The following is a 21,005-nucleotide window of genomic DNA, read 5'->3' as shown; positions in this document are numbered from 1 at the left end:
CGAGGCCGGGAGCGATCCCGGCCTTTTTCTTCTTTCTGCCCTCATTGCGAGCGGAGCGAAGCAATCCGTCGCGCCGCTTGCTCAGACATGGATTCGCTTCGTCGCTTTGCTCCTCGCAATGACGGGGAGAGTGCGTCGCGCCCTCACTCCGCCGCTTGCGCCGCCGCGAGCGTCGGGTAGTCCGTGTATCCCTTGGCGCCGCCGCCGTAGAACGTCGCCTTGTCCCATTCGTTCAGCGGCGCGCCTTTCTTCAATCGCTCGACCAAATCAGGGTTCGAGATGAACGGCTTGCCGAAGGCGATCAGGTCGGCGCCGCCGGCCTCGAGCACCTTTGTCGCGAGATCGAAATCGTAGCCGTTATTGGCGACATAGGCGCCGCTGAAGCGCTTGCGCAACGACGCGTAGTCGAACGGCGCGTTGTCGCGCGGGCCGCCGGTTGCGCCTTCGATGACGTGGATATAGGTCAGCTTCAGCGCGTTGAGCCCGTCCACGATATGATCGAACAGCGGCTGCGGATTGGAATCGGACACATCGTTGGCCGGCGTCACCGGCGAAATGCGGATGCTGGTGCGCTCGGGCCCGGCGATCGCGGCCACCGCCTTCGACACTTCCAGCATCAGCTTGGCGCGGTTCTCGATCGATCCGCCGTAAGCGTCGGTGCGCTTGTTGGTGCCATCCTTGGCGAACTGATCGAGCAAATAGCCGTTGGCGCCGTGGATCTCGACGCCGTCAAATCCGGCGGCCAGCGCGTTCTCGGTGCCGCGCTTGAAGTCGTCGATGATGCCTGGAATTTCCGATAGCTCCAGCGCGCGCGGCTCGGAGATGTCGGTGAAGGTGCCGTTCACAAACGTCTTGCCCTTGGCGCGGATCGCCGACGGCCCCACCGGCTTGCCGCCGCCGGGCTGCAGCGTCGTGTGCGAGATGCGGCCGACATGCCAGATCTGGATGAAGACGCGCCCGCCCTTTTCGTGCACGCGGTCGGTGACCTTGCGCCAGCCTTCGACCTGCTCCTTGGAATAGATGCCGGGCGTATCCTGATAGCCCTGGCCCTGCTGCGAAACCTGGCTGGCTTCGGTGATCAGCAATCCGGCGGAGGCGCGCTGGCCGTAATAGTCGATCGCGAGCGGGCTCGGCACCATGCCGGGCGGTACCGCGCGGTTGCGGGTCAGCGGCGCCATCACGAGGCGGTTGGGCAGCGTAATCGGGCCAAGCTTGAACGGCTCGAACAGTTTGGTCTGGCTCATGTCTGATATGTCCGGATGGATGATGATAGGGAAGAGTTGGGCATTGCGGCCAATTGCGCAATCCCCGAGCCATTCGGCTCGCGCAGACGAGCTGCGCACGATCCCGGCGACGTGGCCGGTGCCACGCAACCGCGTAGGCGCGGCGGCGTAGGATGATTCATTCGAAATCGGCAGCAGCGCAGTATAGGCGATCTGCCGGACGCTGCGCCGGTGGCGAACGGCACTGCCGCGCGCGATCGAGCTGCCACAGGCTAGTGCGCCGCAAATCCCATTCGCTTGTTCTCCAATTCCGCGACCGGCCCCGCGGAGTCGACCTGCAGCAGCTCGAACGTCAGGCATTCGCAACCGATGGCGCGGAGCACCTGGCTGGCAGCCTTCTGGGCGCTATTGCCAAAGCTCTGGTGGTCCATCTGAATTTCCAGGCGAGGCTTTCGGCTGCACACCGCTTTCACGACCGATTGCAGGCGGACGAAGATCTCGTCCCGGTAATTCTGCGTGCTTTCGAAAGCGGCCCTTGGATCGACAATTTGCGTCCGCGCGACATAGACGAGATTGACGGCAAACCGGTCTGCGGATATCGCGCCTTGCGTGAACCGGAACACCTCGGGGCGCCGGTCGATTCTCGCCAGTTGGCGGCTGCCGGCGCGCATCCGGTGCCGGCCCGGGGTAAGGGCTTTTTCAAAACGCCCGTTCCGGTAGAGCAGAACGGTTTCGAACTGCTGCACGCAGACCCGGTCGAAGCCGAGCAGCGCCATGACCCCTTTCCTGAACAGCGTCGAAATCCAAGCCCATGCGCTGGCGATGACGGCAATGACGATCAGAGAAAATGCGATTGAGCCCAGAAGTTCACCCACGTTTGTCCTTCCCCGCCGTGTTTTTATCGTTGTTGCCGACGCCGCGCTTCGGTTCTTCTCTTGGCTTTCCGTGCGTCGAAAATAAGTCATCCCCATTTCAATCAGGGCGAGTAAACAAGAAATCCATAGTGCCGCGCGAGGATAGATGGATTGCTTCGTCGCTTTCGCTCCTCGCAATGACGGCTGGGCATACTTTCACCTGCTCGCGACGTCCATCGTCCGAGGTCTGCATCTTCTTTTGTCCCTCCCGAAAGGCAGAGGGCGCAGGGAAGACCGGGTGCTTGCTGCACCCGCGGTCTCGTGTGCAATTGCGCACAAGGAACGCGCACACGAGCATACAGGTACAGCGGGAGCATCCCGGCCTTCCCTGCGCAATGGCTTTACGGCTTACTTCGAGCTCTCCCCGGTGAACGGCTCTTTTGCCACCGTCGCCGGCGGGATAATTTCCGCCGACTTAACGCCAGCACCGCGGCGCCAGGACCACACGACTTCGCCGTACGCGTCCGGCGCGTACGTCTAGCGCGCCTTCAGCGTCCACCGCATCTCACCACACGTTCGTGACGATCGCGAGCGCCCCTCAACGGGTGAGACGCCCGGAGTCAAACCACTGATTTGCCCGACGTGTTAAGCGGAATATTTTTGATTCGTGGGCTTGACAGGATTTCGGAAAATCAGAATCGATTTGCCCGTCGTGTTGATTTGTCGTAGGGGCCGGCGCGAAATCGCGCTCGCGCGGCAGGCAAATCACTCTGCAGGGCGAGGGGACCGTAGGGTGGGCAAGGGTGCAAAGCGCCGTGCCCACCAACTAGAGTCCCGGATGTCGCTGCGCTCGTCCGGGCCACATGCTAACGTGCCGGCGCCTTGGTCCGCTCTTCGGTTGCGATCGATTGTGCAGTCTTGCTCGACCGGACCATCAGAAATGTTCCGGAGAGCGTAGTGCCAGGCAGCCTCCAGCGCCCATCGATTTCCGTCGCCTCAGCATTGACCAAGCCTTCGTAATAGGCCGTGTCATACCCGTAGCCCGATGGCTCGTAACGCTTGACGAACGAGACCGCGCTGCCGGATCGATGACCCGCAATCGAAGCGTTGTGGGTGCTGATCGGGCAACCGGGCACCGTGCAGGGTTCGGTCACATTTCCTGTGAGCGCGCCACCGGACTCGATGAGCGTCGCCAGAAATGTGACCATTCCAACCCGCGCTTGAACAAAGGTGCCGTCCCAGACACCGGTCAGGCTGTCGGTCATTGCGGCACGGATGCGTGCGCAATCCTCACAACACCCCATTACTCTCCTTCACCTTCTCCGCATCGAGATACACGCTCGACCCCATCTCCTTGAACTTCTCCGACATCTGCTTCATGCCATCCTCGATCGTCCCACTCACCGACATCCCGACGCTCGCCGGATCGTTCAGCGTCGCCGCGTAGTCCCTTACGTCCTGCGTGATCTTCATCGAACAGAACTTCGGCCCGCACATCGAGCAGAAGTGGGCGACCTTGTGGGCTTCCTTCGGCAGCGTCTCGTCGTGGAACAGCCGGGCGGTCTCGGGATCGAGGCCGAGGTTGAACTGGTCTTGCCAGCGGAAGTCGAAGCGGGCGCGGCTAAGCGCATCATCGCGGAGTTGGGCTGCCGGGTGGCCCTTGCCGAGATCGGCGGCGTGGGCCGCGATCTTGTAGGTGATGACGCCCACCTTTACGTCGTCGCGGTTGGGCAGCCCCAGATGCTCCTTCGGCGTCACATAGCAGAGCATGGCGCAGCCGAACCAGCCGATCATGGCCGCGCCAATGCCTGAGGTGATGTGGTCATAGCCCGGCGCGATGTCGGTAGTCAGCGGCCCCAGCGTGTAGAACGGGGCTTCGCCGCACTCCTTGAGTTGCTTGTCCATGTTGATCTTGATCTTGTGCATCGGCACATGGCCGGGGCCTTCGATCATCACCTGGCAGCCCTTGTCCCATGCGATCTTCGTCAGTTCGCCGAGGGTTTCGAGTTCGGCGAACTGGGCGCGGTCGTTGGCGTCGGCAATCGAGCCGGGGCGCAGGCCGTCGCCGAGCGAGAACGAGACGTCATACTTGCGCATGAGGTCGCAGATCTCGTCGAAGTGCGTATAGAGGAAGCTCTCCTTGTGATGCGCCAGGCACCACTTCGCCATGATCGAGCCGCCGCGCGACACGATGCCGGTGACGCGGTTGGCGGTTAAGTGGATGTAGGGCAGGCGCACGCCGGCGTGGATCGTAAAATAGTCGACGCCCTGTTCGCACTGCTCGATCAGCGTATCCTTGTATAGCTCCCAGGTCAGCTTGACGGGATCGCCTTCGCACTTCTCCAGCGCCTGGTAGATCGGCACGGTGCCGATCGGCACTGGCGAGTTGCGCAAAATCCATTCCCGCGTGGTGTGAATGTTGCGGCCCGTCGAGAGGTCCATCACGGTGTCGGCGCCCCAGCGGATCGCCCACACCATCTTGTCGACTTCCTCTTCCACCGACGAGGTGACTGCGGAGTTGCCGATATTGGCGTTGATCTTGGTGAGGAAATTGCGGCCGATGATCATCGGCTCGAGTTCGGCATGGTTGATGTTGGAGGGGATGATGGCGCGGCCGCGCGCGATCTCGGAGCGGACGAACTCCGGGGTGATGAAGGCGGGCACCGACGCGCCAAAGCTTTCACCGTCCGCCAATGCGGCTTCGGCGCGCTCGAGCTGCTGCTTGCGGCCGAGGTTTTCGCGCTCGGCGACGTAGATCATTTCTTTAGTGATGATGCCGGCGCGGGCGAATTCGAGCTGCGTGATCTTGTGGCCATCAAGGCCGCGGATCGGTTTGTGATATGCGGTGAAGGCTTTTGCCGCATGCGAAGCGCCGACATTGCCGTTGTCTTCCGGCTTAATCTCGCGGCCCTGATATTCCTCGACGCCGCCGCGCTCCTTGACCCAGGCGAGACGGTTGCGGGGGAGACCGGCGTTGACGTCGATGGTCACGGTCGGATCAGTGTAGGGGCCGGAGGTGTCGTAGACCGGCAGGTTCGGCTCGCCCGCACCTTCGGAGAGGATGATCTCGCGCAGGGGCACGCGCAGGTCGGGCGCGGCATCGGGCGTGGCAAAAATTTTGCGCGACGAGGGCAGGGGGCCGGTGGTGACGGCGGGAAGCGTGGTGTCGGGGTTGGAGCGAATGTTCATGGAATCCTCCGTTTATGGGCGTCGTTCCGGACGGGCCGCGAAGCGGACCGATCCGGAACCTCGAGGTTGTTGAGCGAGATTCCGGGTTCGCGCTTGCGCGCGCCCCGGAATGACGCCGGTGGAAATTTCTTCCGTCATTGCGAGGAGCGAAGCGACGAAGCAATCCATTGCATCGGATTCGCGGTGGCAATGGATTGCTTCGTTTCGCTCACAATGACGGGGTGAGACTGGCATCACGCGGCCTCCGCGCTTTGGCCCAGCCATTGCCGTACCCGGGCGTCGGGGTCGGCATTCTGGGTGATGTCGCTGACGACGGCGATCGAGTCGGCGCCGGCGTCATAGATTTCGGCTGCCTGTTCGAATTTGATGCCGCCGATCGCAACCAGTGGGATGTTGCCGATGCGCTTCTTCCATTCGGTGATCTTCGGAATGCCCTGCGGAGCAAAACGCATGGATTTCAAGGTGGTCGGGAAGATCGGGCCGAGCGCGACGTAATCCGGTTTGGCCGCAAGCGCGGTCGCCAGCTCCTCGTCGTCGTGCGTGGAGATGCCGAGCGTCAATCCGGCTTTGCGGATTTCGGCGACGTCCGCGCCGACGAGATCTTCCTGGCCCAGATGCAGGTGCTTTGCGCCGGCGACGATTGCCGCGCGCCAGTAGTCGTTGACCACGAGTTTTGCATCCGTGCCCTTGATGACCTCCAGCGCGTCGGTCACCATCTGCAGCGCCTCGGCATCGTCGAGATTTTTGGCGCGCAACTGGATGGTGCCGGCGCCGAGCAGCGCCAGCCGCGCCACCCAGGCGACGCTGTCGACCACGGGATAGAATCGATCAGGATACGGCATGCCAGAACGGGGTCCCGATCACAGGGGTCGAGGGAGAGGCAAAGTCGCGGGCTTCCATCAGGCCAGCCTCAAAGGCCGTGCGGCCGGCTTCGACGCCGAGGCGGAAGGCCGTGGCCATCGCGACGGGGTCGGCGGCTTTTGCCACGGCGGTGTTGAGCAGCACCGCGTCGTAACCGAGTTCGAGGGCGTGGGCCGCATGCGAGGGCGCACCCAAGCCGGCGTCGACCACCAGCGTCACGTCGGGCAGGCGCTCGCGCATCAGCTTTAGCGCATCGCGGTTGGTGATGCCTTTTGCACTTCCTATCGGCGCGGCCCAGGGCATCACGACCTTGCATCCCGTTTCGACCAGCCGCATCGCGACCGACAGATCCTCGGTGCAATAGGGGAACACCTCAAAGCCGTCCTTGATCAGGATGGCGGCCGCCTCGACCAGGCCGACCAGGTCGGGCTGCAGCGTGTCATTGTCGGCGATCACCTCCAGCTTGATCCAGGGCGTACCGAACAGCTCGCGCGCGAGCTGTGCGGTCGTCACTGCCTCGCGCACGCTGCGGCAGCCGGCGGTGTTCGGCAGCACGGTCACGTCGAGCTCGCGGATCAGCGACCAGAACGCGTCGCCGGTCTTGCCGCCGGCGGCCTCGCGCCGCAGCGACACCGTGACGATGTTGGCGCCGGAGGCGCGGATCGCCTCCTGCATGATCGCCGGCGAGGGATAGAGCGCCGTGCCGATCAGGAGGCGGGAGGAAAAGGTTTTGCCGTAGAAGTTCAGCATGGTGTCGCAACTTTCATTCGTCGTCCCTGCGAACGCAGGGACCCATACCGCGTGATCTCTCTTGTTGGCACCCTGGCAGACGCCGTCCTTCCACGCGAAGGCCGGTGGTGCGCGCGCGCTATGGGTCCCTGCGTTCGCAGGGACGACGGGTGGAGAGTGCGCGCGTTCATCCCATCACCCTCCCTGCCGCGGGGTGATGATTTCGATCTCATCGCCGGCCTTGAGCTGCGTCTGCGCCCAGCGGCTTTTCGGCAGCACGTCGTAATTCAGCGCGATCGCGAAGTGCGTGCCTTCGTAGTCGAGTTCGGCGAGCAGCGCGTCGACGCGCTTTGCGGCGATCTCGCGCTCTTCGCCGTTAACGGTCACACGCATCGCATCACCTCATTGTCGATCGCGCCGCGCTGCATGTAGGCGAGCGTCAACTCGGCCAGCGCGGGCGCCAGCAGAAAACCGTGGCGGTAAAGGCCGTTGACCGCGATTTTGTCCTTGCGAACCGTGATCCGCGGCAGATTGTCGGGGAAGGCGGGACGCAGCGCCGAGCCGAACTCGACGATGCGCGCTTCGGCGAAGGCCGGATGCACGGCATAGGCCGCGCCGAGCAGCTCCAGCGCCGAGCGGACGCTGACGCCGGTGTCCTCGGCCTCGATTGAGGTCGCGCCCAGCATGAATTTGCTGTCGCCGCGCGGGATTACGTAGAGCGGCCAGCGCGGATGAATCAGCCGCACCGGGCGCGACAGCTCGACCTCATTCGTTTCGATAATAATCATCTCGCCCTTGACGCCGCGCAACTCCTTCTGCTCGTCGCGTGCGGACAGCCCACGGCAATCGATCACGATGCCGTCGAGATCGTCCGCAGTGACATCGCAACGGAACTTGATCGTGCCGCCGGCGGCTTCGATGCGCGCATGCAGCTCCGGCAGCAACTTGCGCGGCTCGACATGGCCCTCATCGGCATAGAACAGGCCGTCGCGGAAACGGCCGTCCAGCGAGGGTTCGAGCTGGCCGACACCACTTGCATCGAGCCTGACATGGCCGGTGGTGAGTTTGGCAAAACGCTCGAAATCGGCGCGGTCGCGCGGATGCGCCACCACCAGAGATCCGTTGAACGGGGTGTTGGGAAAAAGTTCGCGCCACAAATCGAGCGAGCGGGCGCCGAGCCGGCCGATCACGGGCTCGGACGTCTCGGCCTCGCAATAAGGGGCGAGCATGCCGCCGGCCCAGTGGCCGGTCGAGAGCGTCATCTCGGCGTCACTGCGCTCATACAAAGTGACGGCGTGACCGGCCTGTGCGAACAGCAAGGCCTGCCAGGCGCCGGCAATGCCCGCGCCGATGATGGAAACGGGAGAATCCCCCCGCAGATCTGACTTCTGGTACATCCCTGTCCCTTCGCCGGCATGACCCGGATCAGGTTCAAAGGGTCACCGCGGTCCCGGACTCCACCTTTGAGGTGACTGCCCAAGCTTGCGGTATCTCAGCTCCTCATCGGAGCACCCCTCGGAACAGGTCTAATGTAGGCAGTTGGGCGGAGGTGTCAACGCGCTTTGCGGGAACTTGCACCGCTCTCCTGCCCCGGACGCAGCGCACCGCACGGCGGTGCGCTGCAGAGCCGGGGCCCAGACGGCTGGTATAGGTCCCGGCTCTGCGGAGCAGCGCAAGCGCGCTGCACCGCGTCTAGGACACGGCGAATTATTTGGCGGTTTGCAGCGCGTTAGCGTCGGCGGGCATTCTTGCCGCGTCAACCGGCGCGGCGACGATTTTCGGCGTCGCACCACTCGCCAGCACGGGCGCGATTTGCAGCGGCCTTTCCGGCCGCTGGCGCTTTGCGGCGTAATAATAGCCGCTCGCATAATAACGCATAGCGCGGCCGTGATCGCCGCCCGCGGCGCGATATGCGCCGGCGAGGTATTTGATGCCCCAGGCGAGATTGGTGTCGGGATCGCGCAGGCCCGCGGCGTCGCCGGTGTAGCCGAGGCCGCGCGCGGTCGGCAGCTTGATCTGCATCAACCCGATGGTGCCGCCGCGCCCAACCAGGTTCGGGTGATACTTGCTCTCGCGCACGATCACCCGGTGCACCAGCGCTTCCGGTACGTTGTTGGCGGAGGCATGGGCGGCGACCATGCTTTCATAATGCGCGCGGCTCTGCGCCATTGCGGAGGGCGAAACCATGAGCGCGGCTATGGCGGCGAGCCAGGCAAACTTCGGCGCGAACTTCGATAAATTTTTCATAAAAACAATCTCGGCGGGACGGGCGCGTTAACGATTTTCGTCTTCTCGAATATTGTGGCGGCCGGGCCAAGATGTGGCGGAAAACGGACGACATCGCGGCGAGATGTTTGCGGCTCGTGCAGTGTTTACGAATGCGGCCAGCGTGACGCTAACGTTGTGCTTGCAATGCATCGCGTCGAGCGAGGCGAACCTGCGTCACGCGGACGCGCACGAATGTCGTGCAAATGACGCAGTCAAGGTGTAAAAAGAATTTTGCGGCAAAAGCCAATTCATTTGACAGCAAACCTGTCCAATTCAACGACATTGCAAAAAAGCGAGACGTCGCACGACGTCCGAGGTCAAAGGGAGATGCGCCATGGCTCGACTCGATTCCGGCAATTTGCCCCGCGGAAATCCCTGTGCCCAATGCGGCAAGCCGATTCCGAGACCCGATTGGGTCGAAAGCAGCCCGGGCCGCACGTCCTTCCTCTGGTTCTGCCGCGCCTGCGACTATCGCTTCGAGGCGATCGCGATCTACGAGGAAGCGGACCCCGACGCGCTCGCGGCCTGATCGGCTCATGTAATCGTTGCGCGGCGGGCCGCCGGCTGCGCTGTTGGACCGGCAATTGAATCCGGACCAGCAGTCCGTGCGGCTGCCGGTCGTGCAGCGACAGCGCGCCGCCATGCGCCAGCACGATGGCGTTGGCGATCGAAACTCCCAATCCGAAACCTGCGGCCGTCCACGTTGCGGGCGTCGTCGCGCACGAACGGCTCCTGCACATCCTTTTTGCGCGCATCGGAAATGCCGGGGCCGTCGTCCTCGATTTCGATGATCGCCAAATCTGGTGATACGTCCGCCGACATGCGAAGGCGAACGGTCGCCTCGGTGCCGAAGCGGACGGCATTCTCGACCAGATTGGTGACGCTGCGGTGCAGGCCGTCGGGCCGCACGCCGCCATCGCATGCGCGGGGCCGTCATAGGCAACCTTGTGTCCGATGTCGGCGAACTGGCCGGTGACGAGCTGCAGCGTGCTGGCGAGATCGACCAGCGTCATCATTTCCAGCCCGCGGTCGTTGCGCAGGAACGACAGCACCGGCTCCAGCATCGCGCGCATCTGGTCGAGATCGCCGAGCATGCGCTGGCGATGCGTCTCGTCCTCGATGAATTCCGCGCGCAGCCGCGTCCGCATGATCGGCGTGCGCAAATCGCGGCTGATGGCCGCGTGCATTTTGGTGGCCAGCCGCGCCAGCGACCAGGTCGGCGGCACGCGCCCTTCGCCCGCCGATCTCAAGGCGAAGATTGACGATCTGATCAGCGGCGAAGTCGCGAGCGGCAAGCTGACCAGCGACCAGGGCACCGAATTGCAAGGCCTCTTCAAGGCCGCCCTCGCCAACGGTCCCGGCGGCGCCGGCGCTCCCGGCGGAGCAGGCGGCCCGCCTCCGGTCGCGGCGGTACGGCGCGACCGGCTCGGCATCGACCACCGCCTCCTTCTCGGCGCTGTTGATTGACTACCAGAGCTGACGTTTCTCGGGCCGCGGGTTGCAACCATCTTTCCCGGATAGGAAAGGATGGTTGTCTCATTTCGGGGCGGAACCGGTCACGCAGTGCAGCGTTGGTTCCCACACAGATGTGTGGAGGGTCCGATGGCAAGCGATGTCATGGCCAAGCCGCATCAGTTGATCGCGAGCGACCGCGTCGAGGGGACCGCGGTACGCCGGCCGAACGGGGACATGATCGGCCACGTCGAACGGCTGATGATCGACAAGGTCACCGGTAAAGTATCTTATGCAATCCTAAGCTTCGGCGGATTTCTGGGCATCGGAGCCAACCTGATCCCGTTGCCTTGGGGACGGCTTCGCTACAACACGAAATTCGAAGCCTACGAACTCGATGTCGACGATGAAGAGCTGAAGCGCGCGCCGTCATTCCGTGCGGACAAGGATTTCGACTGGGGCGATCGCGCAAAGGAAGCCGAGCTGCATCGCTATTACGGCATGCCGCCTTACTGGGGCGGCTTCTGATGCAGTGTCGCACCGACGTGTTCCATGCGAAACGGGTGGAACACTTGTTGAAGTGCCGGGTTTTCTCAGAGCGTTTCTGAACTGAGGAGAACCGATATGTTAACCAAAACTGCCGTTGCCGGCCTCGCGGCCTCCGCGTTGCTGGCGAGTGTCGCGTTTGCGCAAAGTCCTTCGGCAACGACTGACCGCGCCACCACCGCCGCGCCTGCGGCGGCATCCGACACCTCGTCGTTCAAGGGTAACTGGCGGGCCTCGAAGCTGGTCGGCCTGAACGTGTACAACGATAGCAACGAAAGCCTCGGATCGATCAACGATCTCTTGACCGACAAGAGTGGCAACATCAAAGCAGCCGTGATCGGTGTCGGCGGCTTCCTCGGCGTCGGTGAGCACCTGGTTGCGGTACCCCTCGATAAGGTGAAGTTCGTCGATGAGCCGGTTGCCTACAGCGGCACCGCAAGCGCGCCCGCGACCGGCGGCGCAAGGCCTTCGACGAATACAACGACGACCGGTGCTGCGACGGCGCCTGCCGCCGCGCCGAAGAAGAATCCGTGGTATCCGGACCACGCCGTGTTCAGCGCGACGAAGGATCAGCTGAAGGCGATGCCGGAGTTCAAATACTCGACCGATTGAGGCCGCGGTCATTAGCGGCCAGGCTTCCTCAAAATGGCCGGGCGGCGTGTGCCGCCCGGCCATTTGATTTTGGAGATGTCCATTCGCGCAATGGTGCAGCGCATCCTATCTGGGCGCATTTTCCGATGATAGGTTGTGTTGCGGCAGGAGCACCTGCCTCCTGCCTTGCATAGATCCTGCATCAACGGGAGGACGACATGGCGGAGAGCGTCTACAAGGTCATCGAGCTGATCGGCACCAGCAGCGAATCCTGGGAAAAGGCCGCCGCTGGCGCGGTCAGCCGCGCCGGAGAAACCCTGCGGGATCTTCGTGTTGCCGAAGTGGTCCAGCTTGACCTGCAGCTTGACGCCCAAGGCAAGGTCGAAGCTTACCGCGCCAAGCTGAAGGTCTCGTTCAAGTTTGAGGGGTCATAGCGGGCTGCGTAGGGTGGGCAAAGGCGCGCACGCGCCGTGCCCGCTCTACCTGTGTCAGACCTCATCCTGAGGAGCGCGCATCGCGCGTTTCGAAGGATGAATGACACCAGCGGGGCCCACATGGTTCGAGACGGCGCTTACGCGCCTCCTCGCCATGAGGGTTCAATAGGACATCACCGCAGGGCGCTCACGTAAACATTGATCGCGCCTTCGGCTTCTGCGATCACGCGCAGCGTTTTGGAATCGAAGGCGATGCCGGCGAGCCGCAGCTTGCTGATCTCGGCCGAGACCCGCAGGCCGTCCTCGTTCTTCTGGAAATCGGCGATCACGGCCGCAATCTTTTTCCGCGCGTTGCTCGCGAACGGCTTGAGGTCGACGACGGTCTTTTCCGACAGTGTCTTCTGCAAATGCGGGATGGCCGCGCGCGCAGCAGTGCCCAACAGCCCGAAGGCAGCCTCCGACTCGACGGCGAGCTCGATATCATTCAGCCGCAGCGTCTGCTCGGCCTGATCGAGCACCGGCTTGCCCCAGATGTGCACATCGGCCTCACCGCCGAGGCTCAAGAAGCTCTTCTTTTCCCTGGCGCTGACCACAAGTGAAATCAGCAGGCGGTTGCCGGAAGCGGCCACGGTGGCGCGCTTTACGGTGACGTCGACCGCGCCCGAACCGTCTTCCGGAAAGGTCTTTCCGGCAAACTGCGCCTCGACGATCTTGTTGATCTCGGTAAACGGCATGTCGATGGGAACGCCGATCGCGACCCGCCCCGGCGTCGCCGGCACAATGGCGATCGTAGCGGGGAACGGGCAGGATGGCTTGGTTTCGCTCGGTGTGATCCGCGTCTCGGCCTCGATGCCGAGCGTCAGCGTCAGGTTCGCAGCATCGACGCGCGGCTGAGCGGCAATCGCCCGTGTCGGGCGCAATTCCAGCCAAAGCGCCGGCATCGTAGAACCGGCCGTCGTGCCCTGCAGCGGAATCGAGCGGCAGGCCTTGGCCCATTGCACCCGCGCATTCCGTTCGAAGGTCGGATCGTTGCGCATGCGCGCCTGCACCAGCGCAATTTGCTCGGCGACGTTCTGGTCAATCAATGGCTTCAGCTGTGCAGGCACGTTGACGCGCGCGCCGGCCACCGTGAGGCTGGTGTCGCCGAGATTGACCTGGGCCGCCAGATTCGGCTCGATGCGCCAGTTCGCGGCGATCTGTGGTCGCGCTGATATGACGACGTTGCCCTTGATCTCGGCGCTGGCGTTGAGGTTCTTAATATTCACGCTGCCGATCTGCTTGGCGACGTTGCCGCCGAGCAGGCCTCCGAGCGCTTCGCCAACCGCCCCGGTCGCCTTGGCCGACAGCGAGCCGGTTACGTTCAATGTGCCCGTCAACGGCGTTGCCAGCGACAGCACATCCTGTGCGCCGGTCGCGCTGATCGGTCCGCGCGAGGCGGTCCAGCCGATGTCGGCGTTCTGCAGGATCTGCGAAATCGGATTGTCGGCCTTGCCGGAGAAATTGCGCGGCGCGCCGCGATCGGCGGCATCGCGGATCGCCGAGAGCGCAACCGCAATCGGCGCCATCACCGTGGATGCGCGCGTGGCCGGCGGCAGCGGCGGTAATTCGGCGAGCGCGGGGTGGCTGTTCGTGGCGCGCGGCGCGACGAAGTCCATCACCCTCAGGCTGACGGCAAACGAGATGACGAGGACCGCAAGCGCGATCGCAATCGTCTTGACCCGCATCGGCAGACGCATCGTCCCCCGGACCCCAAATGAATCGCCCCGCAGTGTTTTACAGGGGCTGGAAGGGGGACGCCACTGCACATTGCCGCGACCTCAGGTCAACGCAAACGGCCCCGGCGAACGCCAGGGCCGTTTCTCGCATTAAGGAACGCTTAATGCCTCAGCGGATGGTCCGGCCGAGATCGGCGCGGCGATCCGCCATCGGCAGCACGATGACCTTAGTTCCGACGCTGACCCGGGAATACAGATCAATGACGTCTTCGTTGGTGAGGCGCAGGCAGCCCGAGGAAACCCGGGTGCCGATCGTCTCCGGCGCGTTGGTGCCGTGGATGCGATAGATGGTGCCGCCGAGATACATCGCGCGGGCGCCGAGCGGGTTACCCGGACCGCCGGTCATGTGGCGCGGCAAATAGGGCTGGCGGGCGATCATTTCCGGGGGCGGGGTCCAGGCCGGCCATTCGGCCTTGCGGGTGATCGTCTGGGTGCCGGACCAGGTGAAGCCGTCGCGGCCGATGCCGATGCCGTAGCGCAGCGCCTGACCATTGCCGAGCACCAGATAGAGATAGGTGTTCGGGGTATCGATGATGATCGTGCCCGGCGCCTCGCGGGTATAGTAGTTCACGACCTGGCGGCGCAGACGGGCCGGCAGTTCGAAGCGCTCTTCTTCCTGGGGCACAGCCGCAGCCGGCGGCGGGGCCGCTTCGATCTGCGGCAGGAAAAACGGAAACAGCGGCAGCGGGGCCGCAGTGGCGGGTGCGGAAAATGCCGTTGCGCCGATCGCCAGGGCGCCAAAAGCGGCGGCCGCGAATCGGCTCAGTGTCGATGAATTGGACATGGTGGTCCCCCTGTTTGTCGCACCAGTCGGCGCGTCGTTGGGGAAACCTCTACAGATGAACCGTTTCAGGACATTTGCAAGAAATCGCCAAAATGGTTTCGTGGCGTTAAGGAATTGTTTCGTTAAGGTTTCGCTGCCTTCCGCTCGCCCTGGGAGGCAACCCTCATCCGGCGCTTCGCGCCACCTTGTCCCACAAGAAGGGAAGAAGTAAGCGCGCCGAATTGCGTTGGCGCAGGCAAATCTAACCGAAGAGGGAAAACCAGCCTAGCCAATCAGGCCTAACCCGCGCGCATCCGAGGCGTGTCGGCAGCGCCGGCGCCGGCGAGCACCGCGCGGCGGTCTGCGACGGCGTGATGGAATTGTTCGAGCGCGAGGGCGATCACAGAGAGGTCGCCTTCCTCGACGGTGCCGTCGTCATAGCAATCGAACGCCTCGCGCAACATGCCATCCGCCGCAGCTTGCATTTCCACCAGCTCTTCCGGCGTTTCGGCCTTCCTCGCCCTGGAAACCAACTCAAGGAGTTGATCGCGATGGGCGATGTATTGCTCGCGCTCGTCCTTGTTCCAGTAGTGCCTGAACCAGGCGCCGGCCGAGCCCAGGCCCGACAAAATCAGCACTGCGAACCAGATGTAATCGGTGTATTTTTCGAGGAACGTTCGCTCGTTGCCGTCGATATAGGCCGCCGCTCCCGCATGTGCCGGCAGCGCAGCATCCTTGTCGGTGTCGGGCTTCTCGATCTGCGAGGCGGTCGGCAATTCACGCGCCAATTGCTGGCGGTTGGTGAAGAGTTGGCGGGCGAAGGCGGCGACCGCCGTATCAGACAGTGACTTCGGCGCGATGATCAGGTGGTTGATGGCAACGGTGTCGACCTTGTCTTCCGGCCGCTGCGGCGAAGAGCCGAAGATGCTGGCAGGAATCTCCTCGGATTCGTAGATCGGGTTTTTCTTCGCAATGGCATCTGCAACATCGATCGGCAGGAATTTCGGCTCGCCGCGGGCGGTCGCGGTTGCAGCGATCGCGTCCACCGTGATCTTGCTCTTGAGCGGGCCGACCGCCATGAAGGCGTCGACCGACTGATCTTTCGCCATTTCGCCGATCTGATTGGTGGCGAACTGGCTGATGGTGACCTTGTCGGGATTGATGCCCGACTCTTTCAGGATCACGCGCAGCAGCGTGACATTGGCCTGCGTCCGCCCGATCACGCCGACGCGATGGCCGGCCAGTTCATCGAGACTCTTGATCTTGGCCGTGGGGTGCTTCTTCGAACCTTTGGCGGAGAGACCGGAAGGCGCCCACAGCACGACGACATTCTTGCGCAGGATTGCAACCGACTCTGCGTTCGCCGGAAGGTTCAGGTCGCCGCGGGCGACAGCCAGATCGGCCTTGCCGGCCGTGAACAGCGCAATGCTCTCCGCCGTTCCTTCCGTCGTGACCAGCGATAGCCGCACTGAGCCGCCCTCGCGCGCAAAGGTCTGCGCCATCAACTGGACCAGCTTCTGGTCATCGCTGCCGGCCGGGCCAACCGCAATCCGCAGCGTCGTCGGCCGCAGCACGTAATACAGCGTGCCCGCAGCCACGCCGAACGCGAGCATGCCGGCCGCAAGGATCAAAAGCGCATAACTCTTCCGCTTCCGTCGCCGGCGGGATCGCGCAGTATTGTCGTTATGGTCTGTCATCTCGCTGTCACGTTACACGAAAATGCGTGGAGGGGGCTTAAAAACATCCTTACATATCGATGACGTCATACGCCTGAAATATCCATGGCTGAACGTCGGATTTGAGAATCATTAATCTCGGGTCCGGACATGAAGATATTGATTGCGACCGATGCGTGGCATCCGCAGGTGAACGGCGTCGTCCGCACGCTGACGTCGCTGGCGCGCTGCGCCTCTGTGCTCGACGCCGATATCAGCTTCCTGACCCCGGACGGGTTTCCGTCCCTCGGCGTGCCGACCTATCCCGGCTTGCGCGTCGCGCTGCCAAACCGGCGCGAGATCGGGCGGCGGATCGAAGAGGCGGCGCCCGACGCCATCCATATCGCAACCGAGGGGCCGATCGGCTGGATGGTGCGCGCCTACTGCCGTCGCCGCAAGCTTTCGTTCACCACATCCTATACGACGCGGTTTCCCGAATATATCGCCGTCCGCACCGGGCTCCCGGCCGCCGTCGGCTATGCGGTGCTGCGGCACTTTCATGCCGCGTCTTCCACGGTCATGGTCGCAACGGATTCCCTGCGGCAGGAACTCGGCGCGCGGGGTTTCCGGAAACTCGGCTTCTGGACGCGCGGCGTCGACACCGAATTGTTCCACCCGCATACGCCTGCGACGCTCGACCTGCCGCGGCCGATCTTCATGACGATGGGCCGCGTCGCGGTGGAAAAGAATCTCGATGCGTTCCTGTCGCTTGATTTGCCGGGATCGAAAATCGTGGTCGGCAATGGACCGCAAAAGGCGCAGCTCGCGAAACAATATCCTGACGTGATCTTTCTAGGCGAGAAGAAAGGCGCGGAGTTGACCGCGCACCTCGCTGCTGCCGACGTCTTCGTGTTTCCGAGCCTTACCGATACGTTCGGCGTCGTGCAGCTCGAGGCATTGGCGTGCGGCACGCCGGTCGCGGCATTTCCGGTCACCGGCCCGAAGGATGTCATCGCCGATCATCCGATCGGCGCAATCGACACCGATCTGCGTAGTGCCTGCCTGCGCGCGCTGACGATGTCGCGCGAGGCCTGCCGTAATTTCGCGCTGGCGCGTTCCTGGGAAAACAGCGCGCGGCAGTTCATCGGCAATCTGACCGCGCTGCAGCCGAGCCGCGCGCTTAGGCCGGTGCGCCGGGCGCCAGCCGCGAGCGCCGTGCAGGGCTGAGCGCGAAGTTCAACGACAAACCAGCCATATGCGTGAGACGAAAAGGCAAACCAACCATGGCAGACATCATCAAGCTTGACGGCACGAGGCCGCTCGATTTCGACCGCGAGATGGTCGAGCAGGCCTATGACCGCTGGGCGCCGGTTTACGATCTCGTATTCGGCGGCGTGTTCAGCAAAGGCCGCAAGGCGGCGATTGCCGCCACCAACAGGATCGGCGGCCGGGTGCTCGAGGTCGGCGTCGGCACCGGCATTTCGCTGCCCCTATATGCGCCGCATCTGCGCATCTTCGGCACCGATATTTCGGAAGCGATGCTGCAGAAGGCGAGGAAGCGCGTCGACGCGCTCGGCCTGAAGAACGTCGAAGGCCTTGCGGTGATGGATGCCGAAAACCTTGAATTCTCCGACGATTGCTTCGACGTGGTGATGGCGCAATATGTTGTCACCGCGGTGCCGAACCCCGAAAAGGCGCTCGATGAATTCGCCCGGGTGCTGCGGCCGGGCGGCGAACTCATCATTCTCACCCGCGTCAGCGCCGATGCCGGCATGCGCCGCTTCATCGAGCGGCGGCTGCAGCCGGTGGTGCGCCCGCTCGGCTTCCGCACCGCCGAGTTCGCCTGGTCGCGCTACGCGCAATGGCTGGCGGGCGCACGCGGCATGGAGCTGGCGGAGCGCCGCCTGGTGCCGCCGCTCGGCCATTTCTCGCTGGTGCGTTTTCGGAAAATCGACGTCGCCGCGGCTGCCTGACAAGTCCTGATCGCCGTTGCGTCATCGCGCCACTGCGAACAGTCACATGTCATTATCATGATGTCACATGCCGGACATCGAATCTCAGTAGACCGATCCCATCGGAATTTGGGGGAGAACATGATCAAGAACTTTCTGGAGGAACTGCGAACCCAGCGCTGGGACGACCATCGCTACTATCACCACAGCCGCATCAACCAGTCGCTTCACTTCGTCAGCGCGGCGAGCTTTCTGTTTGCTTACGCCATGCTGTTCTTCGATCCGATGGTATCGGCGCTGGTCGGCTGGCTGGTCTCGATGACGACGCGGCAGGCCGGTCACTTCTTCTTCGAGCCGCGCGGCTACGACCACGTCAACCAGGCGACCCACGAGCACAAGGAAGAGATCAAGGTCGGCTACAATCTGCAGCGCAAGATCGTGCTGATGACGATCTGGGCGCTGTCACCGATGGTGCTGTATCTCGACCCGACACTGTTCGGCTTGTTCACGCCATGGACGTCGTCGGCGGACTTCATGCGGCAGGTCGCGAAAATCTGGCTTGCGGTCGGTATCGGCGGGCTGCTGTTTCGCACCGTCCACCTGTTCTTCATCCGCGACGTCGAGACCGGCCTGGTCTGGATGACCAAGATTCTCACCGACCCCTTCAGTGACCTCAAGCTGTACTACAAGGCGCCGCTGGCTCTGATGAAGGGCGAGCTGATCGACCCGGGTCTGGAGAAGCACGTCAGGCACGCGTGAGGGTTGCGCAAGCGAAGAAGCCGTCGTGCCCGGCCTTGTGCCGGGCATCCACGTTTTTTGCATGGTCATTCCGGAATGGTCCGAAGGACCGGACCCGGAATTTCGAGATTCCGGGCTCGATGCTTCGCATCGCCCCGGAATGACGAGGGAACAGAGACAGCGATGGCAGAAACAGGAAAGACGTGGATGGCCGGGACATCTGCGCCAAGACGCGCTTCGCGCTTTTGCCCGGCTATTGCGACAGGCGATATAGCCTTAGTTCCCGAACCTCTTGGCGAGCATCTCTTTCAGGATCCGCCGCTTGATGTTCTTGTTGGTCAGCGAAGCATCGTGCCACCACCAGCCGTCGCGCTTCATCTTGTCGGCCGCCGTGACAAAGCGGTCGGCCACCCCAGCGAAATCGGCATCCGTGTAGTTGAGGCAGAAGATCAGCCGGCCGGTGCCGACCCAGCTCAGCGCCAGCCCCTCGGCGCGCAGATAATATTGCAGCATCCAGTTGTAACGGGACGGCTCGGTATATTGAACCATCCAGATCGAGGAGAGATTGCGGACGCGGACGGGCAGGTCGTTCGCGGCCAGCCGCTCGTTCAATGCCTTGGCGCGCCCGTTCCAGGTCTCGTCGAGTCCCTGATAGACCGCATTGAAGTTCGGGCTGGCGAGGCGGCTCAAAAACTCATCCATCGCCGTCATCACGTAGGGATGCGAATTGAAAGTGCCGCGGGCAAAGCACACGTCGGCGGGGCGATCGTCGCGGAAGCGCCGCATCAGATCCTTGCGGCCGCAGACCACGCCGACCGGCAAGCCGCCGGCAATGCTCTTGCCGTAGGTGACCATGTCGGCGCGCACGCCGAAATATTCCTGCGCGCCGCCGGCGGCGAGGCGGAAACCGACGAAGACTTCGTCGAAGATCAGAACGATGCCGCGCTCTGTGCATACTTCGCGCAGCTTCTTCAGCCACTCGGTGTATGCCGCACGATCGAACGCGCCCTTGCGGGAGCTATCGACGAGGGCGGAATCGCCGGGCGCATTGGCGTTCGGATGCAGCGCCTGCAAGGGATTGACCAGCACGCAGGCGATGTCCTTGCGCGTTCGCAGCACATGCAGCGTGCGCTCCGACGTGTCGGCGAGCGTATAGGTCTCGTGCGGCGACACGGGGTTGCCGACGCCGGGCTGCACGTCACCCCACCAGCCGTGATAGGCGCCGGCGAAGCGAACCAGATGGGAGCGGCGGGTGTGATAGCGGGCCAGCCGCACCGCCTGCATGACGGCTTCCGTGCCGGACATGTGGAACGAGACTTCGTCGAGGCCGGAAATCTCACAAAGGCGTCGCACGTTGTCGGTGATGACGAGGTGATAGGGGCCGAGCACGGGGCCAAGCGCGCGGGCGCGCTTCTCGGCTTCCGCGATGCACTCCTTGTAAAAATCATTGCCGAAAATGTTGACGCCGTACGAGCCGGTCAGGTCGTAGAAGGTGTTGCCGTCGACATCGGTGACGGTGACGCCGGCGGAGGACTGCATGAAGGCGCCGGTGCCAAGATTTTCCCGCACCAGCCGGCTGTACTGGAAAGGGACCCGGTAGGTTTCGGTGAACTGCAGGTCGGAGATGTGCTCGGCCGCTTCCGCCGTCATCTTCCGTCCTTTGGCATAGCGCTCCTCGTAGAGGCGGGCGAGCCGGAAGAAGGCGTCCTGCCGCTGCATGGCGACATCGCCGGGCGCGCCGTCGGAAGCGAAGAAATCGTCGATGTCGAATTCGTAATGCGGCACCAGCCGCGCGACCATTTTGGACATTTTGGAATGTCCAGTCAGCGAGCGGTGTTTTGCGCGCGACAGCGCTAGCCGCGCCTGCAATTTGGGGAAGACTGCCGCGGCACCGGCGACCGCAGCGGCGGACAGGGAAAGAATCGGAAGGGACGAATCCATGCCTGAAGCGCTAGCCAATCCTGCTGACAGATTG

General features: G+C 63.3%; 22 protein-coding genes, 1 pseudogene and 1 riboswitch. Of the genes and pseudogenes, 9 read left to right on the top strand and 14 right to left on the bottom strand.

Annotated features, from left to right (window positions below; translation table 11 throughout):
- Window positions 1–143: 143 nt before the first annotated feature.
- Together HCN58_RS21130 and HCN58_RS21125 are read right to left on the bottom strand one after the other, a co-directional pair.
- Window positions 144–1,244 (bottom strand): alkene reductase, encoded by a 1,101-nt coding sequence (locus HCN58_RS21130; protein WP_171581329.1) that lies wholly within the window; start codon window positions 1,242–1,244, stop codon window positions 144–146.
- A 251-nt stretch (window positions 1,245–1,495) separates the two neighbouring features.
- Window positions 1,496–1,999: an SPFH domain-containing protein gene (locus HCN58_RS21125; RefSeq protein WP_171581328.1), complete on the bottom strand. Its 504-nt coding sequence runs from the start codon at window positions 1,997–1,999 to the stop codon at window positions 1,496–1,498.
- On the opposite strand from HCN58_RS21125, the gene HCN58_RS21120 reads away from it, so the two are divergent.
- Complete coding sequence (locus HCN58_RS21120) at window positions 1,998–2,183, top strand: hypothetical protein (RefSeq protein ID WP_171581327.1); 186 nt, start codon at window positions 1,998–2,000, stop codon at window positions 2,181–2,183. The genes HCN58_RS21125 and HCN58_RS21120 overlap by 2 nt on opposite strands.
- Before the next feature lie 760 nt (window positions 2,184–2,943).
- Here the strand turns inward: HCN58_RS21120 and HCN58_RS21115 are convergent.
- The 7 genes from HCN58_RS21115 to HCN58_RS21085 all read right to left on the bottom strand — a co-directional run bounded on the left by HCN58_RS21115 (window position 2,944) and on the right by HCN58_RS21085 (window position 9,043).
- Window positions 2,944–3,342: a hypothetical protein gene (locus tag HCN58_RS21115; RefSeq protein WP_171581326.1), complete on the bottom strand. Its 399-nt coding sequence runs from the start codon at window positions 3,340–3,342 to the stop codon at window positions 2,944–2,946.
- 25 nt (window positions 3,343–3,367) lie between these two features.
- Window positions 3,368–5,266, bottom strand: coding sequence for a phosphomethylpyrimidine synthase ThiC (thiC, locus tag HCN58_RS21110; protein ID WP_171581325.1), 1,899 nt, complete (start codon window positions 5,264–5,266; stop codon window positions 3,368–3,370).
- A gap of 233 nt (window positions 5,267–5,499) precedes the next feature.
- A complete protein-coding gene (locus HCN58_RS21105) occupies window positions 5,500–6,108 on the bottom strand; it encodes a thiamine phosphate synthase (protein WP_171581324.1) in 609 nt (202 codons plus the stop codon).
- The gene (locus HCN58_RS21100; protein ID WP_171581323.1) at window positions 6,095–6,877 is read right to left on the bottom strand and encodes a thiazole synthase; all 783 of its coding nucleotides are present in this window, start codon (window positions 6,875–6,877) and stop codon (window positions 6,095–6,097) included. Before HCN58_RS21100 ends, HCN58_RS21105 begins: the two co-directional genes overlap by 14 nt.
- 174 nt (window positions 6,878–7,051) lie before the next feature.
- Window positions 7,052–7,249, bottom strand: a complete 198-nt coding sequence (gene thiS / locus HCN58_RS21095) for a sulfur carrier protein ThiS (RefSeq protein ID WP_171581322.1) — start codon at window positions 7,247–7,249, stop codon at window positions 7,052–7,054.
- Complete coding sequence (locus tag HCN58_RS21090; protein WP_171581321.1) at window positions 7,240–8,253, bottom strand: FAD-dependent oxidoreductase; 1,014 nt, start codon at window positions 8,251–8,253, stop codon at window positions 7,240–7,242. Before HCN58_RS21090 ends, thiS begins: the two co-directional genes overlap by 10 nt.
- A riboswitch (TPP riboswitch) is annotated at window positions 8,241–8,382 on the bottom strand. It overlaps the preceding gene by 13 nt.
- 181 nt (window positions 8,383–8,563) lie before the next feature.
- Window positions 8,564–9,043 carry a transglycosylase SLT domain-containing protein gene (locus HCN58_RS21085; RefSeq protein WP_235983806.1) on the bottom strand — a complete coding sequence of 160 codons (480 nt, stop codon included), beginning with the start codon at window positions 9,041–9,043 and terminating at the stop codon, window positions 8,564–8,566.
- Between the two features lie 415 nt (window positions 9,044–9,458).
- Between HCN58_RS21085 and HCN58_RS21080 the strand changes: the two genes are divergently transcribed.
- Window positions 9,459–9,653, top strand: a complete 195-nt coding sequence (locus HCN58_RS21080; RefSeq protein WP_171581319.1) for a hypothetical protein — start codon at window positions 9,459–9,461, stop codon at window positions 9,651–9,653.
- A gap of 22 nt (window positions 9,654–9,675) precedes the next feature.
- Here the strand turns inward: HCN58_RS21080 and HCN58_RS21075 are convergent.
- A pseudogene (locus HCN58_RS21075) lies at window positions 9,676–10,317 on the bottom strand (ATP-binding protein); the annotation flags it as partial.
- Between HCN58_RS21075 and HCN58_RS35985 the strand changes: the two are divergent.
- From HCN58_RS35985 to HCN58_RS21060, 4 genes are all read left to right on the top strand, one after another.
- Entirely contained in the window at window positions 10,316–10,591 is a 276-nt protein-coding gene (locus HCN58_RS35985; RefSeq protein WP_311966846.1) for a hypothetical protein, read from the top strand. The pseudogene HCN58_RS21075 and the gene HCN58_RS35985 sit on opposite strands and share 2 nt — an antisense overlap.
- Before the next feature lie 135 nt (window positions 10,592–10,726).
- Window positions 10,727–11,104, top strand: coding sequence for a PRC-barrel domain-containing protein (locus HCN58_RS21070; protein ID WP_171581318.1), 378 nt, complete (start codon window positions 10,727–10,729; stop codon window positions 11,102–11,104).
- Between the two features lie 96 nt (window positions 11,105–11,200).
- A complete protein-coding gene (locus tag HCN58_RS21065; RefSeq protein WP_171581317.1) occupies window positions 11,201–11,734 on the top strand; it encodes a PRC-barrel domain-containing protein in 534 nt (177 codons plus the stop codon).
- Window positions 11,735–11,931: 197 nt separating this feature from the next.
- Window positions 11,932–12,147, top strand: a complete 216-nt coding sequence (locus HCN58_RS21060; RefSeq protein ID WP_065731203.1) for a dodecin family protein — start codon at window positions 11,932–11,934, stop codon at window positions 12,145–12,147.
- 173 nt (window positions 12,148–12,320) lie between these two features.
- Here HCN58_RS21060 and HCN58_RS21055 read toward each other — a convergent pair whose 3' ends face one another.
- From HCN58_RS21055 to HCN58_RS21045, 3 genes are all read right to left on the bottom strand, one after another.
- On the bottom strand, window positions 12,321–13,883 hold the full coding sequence (locus HCN58_RS21055; protein WP_171581316.1) for a DUF4403 family protein: 1,563 nt from the start codon (window positions 13,881–13,883) through the stop codon (window positions 12,321–12,323).
- Between the two features lie 148 nt (window positions 13,884–14,031).
- Window positions 14,032–14,706, bottom strand: a complete 675-nt coding sequence (locus HCN58_RS21050; protein ID WP_171581315.1) for a L,D-transpeptidase — start codon at window positions 14,704–14,706, stop codon at window positions 14,032–14,034.
- A 278-nt stretch (window positions 14,707–14,984) separates the two neighbouring features.
- Window positions 14,985–16,382: a TAXI family TRAP transporter solute-binding subunit gene (locus HCN58_RS21045; protein WP_171581314.1), complete on the bottom strand. Its 1,398-nt coding sequence runs from the start codon at window positions 16,380–16,382 to the stop codon at window positions 14,985–14,987.
- 129 nt (window positions 16,383–16,511) lie between these two features.
- Here HCN58_RS21045 and HCN58_RS21040 point away from each other — a divergent pair, with 129 nt between their 5' ends.
- The 3 genes from HCN58_RS21040 to HCN58_RS21030 all read left to right on the top strand — a co-directional run bounded on the left by HCN58_RS21040 (window position 16,512) and on the right by HCN58_RS21030 (window position 19,051).
- Window positions 16,512–17,567 (top strand): glycosyltransferase family 4 protein, encoded by a 1,056-nt coding sequence (locus HCN58_RS21040; RefSeq protein WP_171581313.1) that lies wholly within the window; start codon window positions 16,512–16,514, stop codon window positions 17,565–17,567.
- A 56-nt stretch (window positions 17,568–17,623) separates the two neighbouring features.
- Entirely contained in the window at window positions 17,624–18,313 is a 690-nt protein-coding gene (locus HCN58_RS21035; protein ID WP_171581312.1) for a class I SAM-dependent methyltransferase, read from the top strand.
- Between the two features lie 120 nt (window positions 18,314–18,433).
- Entirely contained in the window at window positions 18,434–19,051 is a 618-nt protein-coding gene (locus tag HCN58_RS21030; RefSeq protein ID WP_171581311.1) for a hypothetical protein, read from the top strand.
- Window positions 19,052–19,306: 255 nt separating this feature from the next.
- Here the strand turns inward: HCN58_RS21030 and HCN58_RS21025 are convergent, their stop codons facing one another.
- Entirely contained in the window at window positions 19,307–20,971 is a 1,665-nt protein-coding gene (locus HCN58_RS21025) for an aminotransferase class III-fold pyridoxal phosphate-dependent enzyme (RefSeq protein ID WP_171581310.1), read from the bottom strand.
- Between the last annotated feature and the right edge of the window lie 34 nt (window positions 20,972–21,005).

This window comes from Bradyrhizobium australiense (assembly GCF_013114825.1).
In the GTDB taxonomy this organism is placed as follows: Bacteria; Pseudomonadota; Alphaproteobacteria; order Rhizobiales; family Xanthobacteraceae; genus Bradyrhizobium; species Bradyrhizobium australiense.
The sequence above is the reverse complement of the archived record's forward strand: the minus strand, read 5'-3'. Positions and strand labels throughout refer to the sequence as shown.